Source organism: Polaromonas sp. (assembly GCF_049790275.1).
Taxonomy (GTDB): Bacteria; Pseudomonadota; Gammaproteobacteria; order Burkholderiales; family Burkholderiaceae_C; genus Polaromonas.
Genome location: NZ_JBAQYR010000125.1, coordinates 1 through 6,925, shown reverse-complemented (window position 1 = coordinate 6,925; position 6,925 = coordinate 1). Strand labels below are relative to the sequence as shown.

Here is a 6,925-nt window from a genome sequence, read left to right as displayed (position 1 = left end):
CGCCGGCCCTGTGCAACTGGCCTGGCAGGCGCCCACCCGCACACTGCTGCTGCATTGCGCGCCGTGCACACTCACGCCCGCCGGGCTCGGCGAAGAACGCGTCGTCCTCCAGGAACTGCGGCTCAGCGTGCACCGGCAGGGCCTGCTGCTCGACGGCGAACTGGCTTCGGGCGCATTGCGCGCCACGTGGCAAGGTGAACTGAGCAACCGCGACCTGCAGATCCGCATGCAGCTTCCCTCCACAGCCATCGCCGACGCTTACGCCCTGTTCGGCACCGCCATTCCCGAGCTGGGGCGCGCCCGCATTGAAGGCCGCTTTGCCCTGAAAGGCCAGCTGAACCTGCCCGGCGGCCGCCTGAGCCTGGCGCCGCAGGTTGAAGGTGTCCAGGTCAGCGGTCTGGGCACGGAGGTGTTTGCCGCGGCCCGCTCGGGCTGCAGCCGGCGCTCCAGCCGCCTCACGGCCGATAGCTGGCTGGCCCGCGCCGTGGTGGCCGCCGAAGACCAGCGCTTTTACGAACACCCCGGCTACGACCTGGCCGAACTCGGTGCCTCGCTGAGCCAGAACCAGCGCGACGGCCGCATCAGCCGCGGTGCGAGCACGCTGCCCCAGCAGCTGGCCAAGCTACTGGTCACCGGCGGCGAGCGCAGCCCCGTGCGCAAGCTGCGTGAGTTGCTGTATGCAGTGGAGATGGAGCAGACGCTGGGCAAGCCACGCATGCTGCAGCTCTACCTGGCCCACGCCCCCTGGGGGCCGGGCCTGTGCGGCGCCGAAGCTGCCGCGCAGCACTACTTCGGCCAGCGCGCCCATGCACTTGAGCCCGCGCAGGCTATGTGGCTGGCCGCCATGCTGCACAACCCGGGGCTGGAGGCGCGCCGCTGGACAGAAACCGGGAAAATCAACACAGCCAGGGCGCAGTGGGTACTCGCCGGTATGCGCGGCCTGCCCAGGCGGCAGCGCGCCCGGCTGGCAGAAGAGCTCGAGCAGCCGGCATGGGTGGCGCCGCGCGTGCCGGCTGACACAGATCAAGGACAGGCCCCCCGTCCGGAGGCCCAATAAGAAGGTCTCTTCACTACCGGAGCCTTTCATGAAAAGCAATGTTGGCGGCATCGACCGCATTCTTCGCATCACCATCGGGCTGGTGCTGATCGGCCTGGCTGCCACCGGCACCGTCGGCTGGTGGGGCTGGCTGGGCGCGGTTCCACTGGCGACCGGCCTGGTGGGCTGGTGTCCGCCTTATGCCCTGCTGGGGTTCAATACCTGCAAGATGAAGTGACACCAGCGGGCCCTTGCGCCCTGATCTGATTCACAGCGGGGCATTGAGCTACCGCGCGCCTGATTTCCGCACCATGCCAGTGCGATTTGTACACAAAGAGTGCGAAAGATTGTGTACAAAGCTGGCATGCCTTCTGCATGTGACGGGGCATGGACCCTGTCACGCCTCTCACCCCTGCCGCCGTTGAACTGGTTGCACTGACCAAGCGTTACGCGCAGGGCGCGCCTGCAGTGGACAACATCAACCTGCGCATCGCCAGCGGCAGCTATTGCTGCCTGCTCGGACCCTCGGGCTGCGGCAAAAGCACCACGCTGCGCATGATCGCCGGACATGAAACCGTGACCAGCGGCGACATCCTGCTGGAAAACCGCAACATCACCACCCTGCCGGCGGCCGCGCGCGGCACCGCCATGATGTTCCAGAGTTTTGCGCTGTTCCCGCATCTCTCGGCGCTCGATAACGTGGCCTTCAGCCTCAAGATGAAAGGTGTCGACAAGACCACCCGCCACAAGCAGGCGCAGGACCTGCTGGAGCGTGTCGCCATGGGCCACCTGGCGCAACGCAAACCCGGCGAACTCTCGGGCGGCCAGCAGCAGCGTGTGGCGCTGGCCCGCGCGCTGATCACCCAGCCGCGCGTGCTGCTGCTCGACGAACCGCTGTCCGCGCTGGATCCTTTCCTGCGCATCCAGATGCGGGCCGAGCTTCGCCGCTGGCAGAAGGAGCTGGGCCTGACCTTCATCCACGTCACGCACTCGCAGGAAGAAGCGATGGCGCTGGCCGACACCATGGTGGTGATGAACCAGGGCCTGATCGAGCAGGTCGGCTCGCCGCACGAGGTGTACAACACGCCGGCCACCGAATTCATCGCGCGTTTCATGGGCGGCCACAACGTCATCAACACCGGCGCCGGCAAGATCGCCGTGCGCAACGACCACATGCTGATCGCACCCGCCGAGCCCACAGCACCCGCGACCGGCATCGGCGGCATGGGCGCCACCATCACCGATGTCGAATACCAGGGCACCTATGTGCTGCTGGGTCTGGACGCCAGCACCGCTACCGGCCCCACCGGCGTCTCGGTGATGCTGCCCGAAGCGAAGTTCGCCGAGCGCCCCTATGCCCTGGGCGAGTCCGTTCACCTGTCCTGGCACGCGGCGCACGCGCTGCGCGCCTGATTCCTGTTTCACGTTTTTAACCAAGGAGCCACCATGTCCAGCGACACCATCGATCCCCAACCTGAAGCCCTCGGCATGCAACGCCGTTCACTGCTCACCGGCATGGCCGGCATCCTGGCCACCGGCCTGGCGCCCGCTGTGCACGCCCAGGAAAAAATCACCCTGCGTTACCTCGGCACCGCGGTGAACCAGGACAAGGCGATTGCCGAAAAATTCAAGGCCGACACCGGCATCACCATCCAGTATGTGGCCGTCACCACCGACGACGTCACCAAGCGCGCCGTCACCGCGCCCAACAGCTTCGACCTGATCGACACCGAGTACTTCTCCCTGAAGAAAATCGTGCCGACCGGCAACCTGAAGGGCATCGACACGAAGAAGATCAAGAACGCCGACAAGATCACCTCGCTGTTCACCACCGGCACCGTGGCCGGCAAGGCCGTCGGCGACCAGGGCACCGCGCCCAAGAAAGTGATTTACCTCGAAGGCGAAAAGTCCAAGGTGTTTGCCAAGTCGCCGACACAGTTCATGTCGCTCATCCCCACGGTGTACAACGCCGACACGCTGGGCATACGCCCCGACCTGATCAAGCGCCCCATCTCCTCCTGGGCCGAGCTGCTGAATCCCGAGTTCAAGGGCAAGGCCGCCATCCTGAACATCCCGTCCATCGGCATCATGGACGCCGCCATGGTGGTCGAAGCCAAGGGCATCTACAAATATCCTGACAAGGGCAACATGACCAAGGCCGAGATCGACCTGACGATCAAGACCCTGATCGAAGCAAAGAAGGCGGGCCAGTTCCGCGCGCTGTGGAAAGACTTCAACGAGTCGGTCAACCTGATGGCCTCGGGCGAAGTGGTGATCCAGTCGATGTGGTCGCCCGCCGTCACCGCCGTGCGCACCAAGGGCATCGCCTGCAACTTCCAGCCATTGAAAGAAGGCTATCGCGCCTGGGCCGCCGGCTTCGGCCTGCCCGCCACGCTGTCGGGCAAAAAGCTCGACGGGGCCTACGAGTTCATCAACTGGTTCCTCGACGGCTGGGCCGGCGCCTACCTGAACCGCCAGGGTTATTACAGCGCCGTGCTGGAAACCGCCAAGGCGAAGATGGAAGCCTACGAGTGGGCCTACTGGATGGAAGGCAAACCCGCCAGCCAGGACATCAAGAGCCCGAACGGCGACGTGCTGGCCAAAACCGGCAGCGTGCGCGACGGCGGCAGCTACGAAGCGCGCATGGGCGGCATCGCCTGTTGGAACGCGATCATGGACGAGAACGAGTACATGGTTCGTAAATGGAACGAGTTCGTCGCAGCGTAGAAAGGTAGCACCCCCTTCTCGGCTCACTTCGTGTAGCCGGATCCCCCCTCGAGGGAGCGACACCTGCGGCCCGGCAAAGCCGGTTCCGCGGTGTCCGCTGAGGGCATCGTTTCACTCGCCGAATATGCACAACACATCATCATGAGCTCTGTCCCAGCACCGTCGCACCACAGCCAGCCCGTCCACACGGTCAAGGCCTGGTGGCAGGCGGCACCTTTCACGGCGGTGTTTGCGCTGTTTTTCCTGGTGCCGCTGACGCTGGTGCTGATGGTCAGCTTCTGGAACTTCAACGAGTACGAGCTGATCCCGGGCTTTACTTTCCGCAACTACTTCGCGATCTTCGAAGGCTGCGGCAAGCTCACTGACAACGGTGACCTGTGCGTCTCGCTGTCCACCTATTTATCCACGCTCAAGTTCTGCCTGCTGGTCTGGGGCATCACGCTGCTGATTGGTTTTGCGGTCGCCTACTTCCTGGCCTTTCATGTGCGCTCGCCGGGCATGCAGACGGCGCTGTTCGTGCTCTGCACCGTGCCCTTCTGGACCTCCAATGTCATCCGCATGATTTCCTGGGTGCCGCTGCTGGGCCGCAACGGCCTGGTCAACCAGGGCCTGGTCGGCGCCGGCCTCGTGGACCAGCCGGTCGAGTGGCTGCTGTTTTCCGACTTCTCTGTGGTGCTGGCCTTTGTGCACCTCTACACCATGTTCATGATCGTGCCCATCTTCAACTCCATGATGCGCATTGACCGCAGCCTGCTCGAAGCCGCCAGCGACAGCGGCGCCTCAGGCTGGCAAACGCTGTGGAACGTGATCGTTCCGCTGTCGCGCACCGGCATCCTGATTGGTTCCATCTTCGTGATCACCATCGTCATGGGCGACTTCGTCACCATCGGCGTGATGGGCGGCCAGCAGATCGCCTCCATCGGCAAGATCATCCAGGTGCAGACTTCCTACCTGCAGTTTCCGCTGGCCGCGGCCAACGCCGTCATCCTGCTGGCAATTGTGCTGATGATCATCTGGGGCCTGACCCGGCTCGTTGATATCAGGAAAGAGCTTTGACCCCCACGCTTGTCGCTTCGCGTACTTCGCTGCCCCCCGAGGGGGCTGCTGCGCCTGCGGCCCGGCAAAGCCGGTTCCGCGGCCCCTGCTTGAAGGGGAAGTCCACGCTCGTGCCGGAAGCGTCGGGCAGCTCGCGGAGCGAAATCAAGGAGGAGGCGAAGCCGGGGGACATTCGCGTAGCGGGCTGCCCGACAACCCCCAAGGAGCACCAGCCATGAGCCAACGCATCGGTGAACAACGGTCCCCCGGTTTCTGGCCGCTGGCCATCGTCTTCGGCCTGTTCGTGCTGTTCATGTACGGTCCCATGCTCACCATCTTCGTACTGAGTTTCCAGGGCCCCGAAGGCGGGCTGACCTTTCCGATGCGCGGGGTTTCGCTGCACTGGTTCTACAAGCTGGCCGAGGGCCTGGGCACGGTCGATATCGGCGCGGCGTTTTTGCGCTCGCTGATGCTGGGCGGCGTGGTGATGCTGCTGACCGTGATGCTGTCGGTGCTGGCAGGCCTGGCCTTCCGCAAAAAACTCACGGGTGGCAATGCGCTGTTTTTCATCACCGTCGCCAGCCTGATCATGCCGTCCATCATCGTGTCGCTGGGCATAGGCCTGCAGTTCCGCCTGCTTGACAGCGGCATCAAGGCGCTGCTGCCCGAAAGCATGCTGGAAGACTACGGCACAGCCCTCGGGCTCATGACATCGGCACTGGGCGCGCACCTCACATGGACGCTGCCTTTTGGCCTGCTTATCATGTTCGCTGTGTTCAACCGTTTCAACCCCGCCTATGAAGAAGCCGCGCGCGACCTGGGCGCCACGCCATGGCAGGCCTTCCGCCATGTGGTGCTGCCGCTGATCGGGCCGTCGGTGGTCGGCATCGGCATGTTCGGCTTCACCCTGAGCTGGGACGAAATCGCGCGCACCTCGCAGGCCATCGGCGACGTCAACACCCTGCCTCTCGAATTGCAGGGCCTGACCTCCACCGTCACCACGCCCTCCATCTACGCTCTGGGCACCGTCACCACCATCGTGTCGTTCGCGGTCATGGGTGTGGCCGTCGGCCTGGCCCTGTGGCTGGGCAAGCGCCAGAAAAGAGCCGCGCCATGAGCGACATCGTCACGCCGGCCCTGAGCGACAGCGAAATGTATGAACGCGTGATTTCGGCCATCCTCGACCACCGGCTGCCGCCCGGCACCAAGCTGGTCGAGGACAAGCTGGCCGCGGCCTTTGGCGTTTCGCGCACCCGCGTTCGGCCCGTGCTGGTGCGCCTGGCCAACGAGCAGGTGGTCACACTCACGCCGAACCGCGGCGCCACCATCGCCCAGCCCAGCGAACAGGAAGCGCGTGAAGTTTTCGAAGCGCGCCGCCTGATCGAGCCGCGTCTGGTGGAGCTGTTCATCGCCCGAGCCGGCAACGCCGACATCCTCTGCCTCAAGCAATGTATTGCCGACGAGGACGCCGCGCGCCTGGCTGGCGACATGCGCCGCGCGATTCGCCTGTCGGGCGACTTCCACCTGCACATTGCCGAGCGTGCCGGCCACCAGACCCTGGGCCGCATCCTGCGCGAGCTGACCTCGCGCACCTCGCTGATCCTGATGACCTACAGCCCGGCCCATGCGCGCGAGCGCGAGGAAGCCACCGCCTGTGGCTGCCGCGAACACCGCGCCCTGCTGGACGCCATCACCCTGCGTGATGCACCCGAAGCCGCGCGCCGCATGCACGAGCATCTGACGCGGCTGGAATCGCAGCTGCAGTTCACGCCACCGGCGGACGCCGCACCCGACCTGGCCGCGCTGTTCAGCTAGAGATATGGCCCCCACGCTCGCCACTTCGTGTGCTTCGCTGCCCCCCGAGGGGGCGCTGCGCCTGCGGCCCGGCAAAGCCGGTTCCGCGGCCCCGGCTGGTGAAGAAGGGGACCGCGCGGCCTACAGCTCCGGTAGGGCCTAAGCTTGATGCGGCAGTTACTGGTCATCAACCCCAACACCTCGGCGTCGGTCAGCGCGCTGCTGCAAAACCACGTGCAGGCCGCCGCCGGGCTGCATGTGCGGGTACGCACTGTCACCGCGCGTTTCGGCGCGCCCTACATCGCCGACGAAGCCAGTTACGCGGTGGCCTCC

Annotated in this window: 7 protein-coding genes and 1 pseudogene; all 8 read left to right on the top strand. The window is 65.1% G+C overall.

Annotation, left to right across the window (positions count from 1 at the left end; genetic code table 11):
* Positions 1–1,057 (top strand): transglycosylase domain-containing protein (locus WA904_RS17430; protein WP_425198392.1); only part of this gene is annotated, 1,057 nt, incomplete at its 5' end.
* Between the two features lie 28 nt (positions 1,058–1,085).
* Complete coding sequence (locus WA904_RS17425) at positions 1,086–1,274, top strand: YgaP family membrane protein (protein WP_425198391.1); 189 nt, start codon at positions 1,086–1,088, stop codon at positions 1,272–1,274.
* 149 nt (positions 1,275–1,423) lie between these two features.
* Positions 1,424–2,449: an ABC transporter ATP-binding protein gene (locus WA904_RS17420; RefSeq protein WP_425198390.1), complete on the top strand. Its 1,026-nt coding sequence runs from the start codon at positions 1,424–1,426 to the stop codon at positions 2,447–2,449.
* Between the two features lie 33 nt (positions 2,450–2,482).
* Positions 2,483–3,763, top strand: a complete 1,281-nt coding sequence (locus tag WA904_RS17415; protein ID WP_425198389.1) for an ABC transporter substrate-binding protein — start codon at positions 2,483–2,485, stop codon at positions 3,761–3,763.
* Between the two features lie 141 nt (positions 3,764–3,904).
* Positions 3,905–4,819 carry an ABC transporter permease gene (locus tag WA904_RS17410; RefSeq protein ID WP_425198388.1) on the top strand — a complete coding sequence of 305 codons (915 nt, stop codon included), beginning with the start codon at positions 3,905–3,907 and terminating at the stop codon, positions 4,817–4,819.
* Positions 4,820–5,033: 214 nt separating this feature from the next.
* Positions 5,034–5,915, top strand: a complete 882-nt coding sequence (locus WA904_RS17405; RefSeq protein ID WP_425198387.1) for an ABC transporter permease — start codon at positions 5,034–5,036, stop codon at positions 5,913–5,915.
* Positions 5,912–6,613, top strand: coding sequence for a GntR family transcriptional regulator (locus tag WA904_RS17400; RefSeq protein WP_425198386.1), 702 nt, complete (start codon positions 5,912–5,914; stop codon positions 6,611–6,613). Before WA904_RS17405 ends, WA904_RS17400 begins: the two co-directional genes overlap by 4 nt.
* 147 nt (positions 6,614–6,760) lie before the next feature.
* A pseudogene (locus tag WA904_RS17395) lies at positions 6,761–6,925 on the top strand (aspartate/glutamate racemase family protein); the annotation flags it as partial.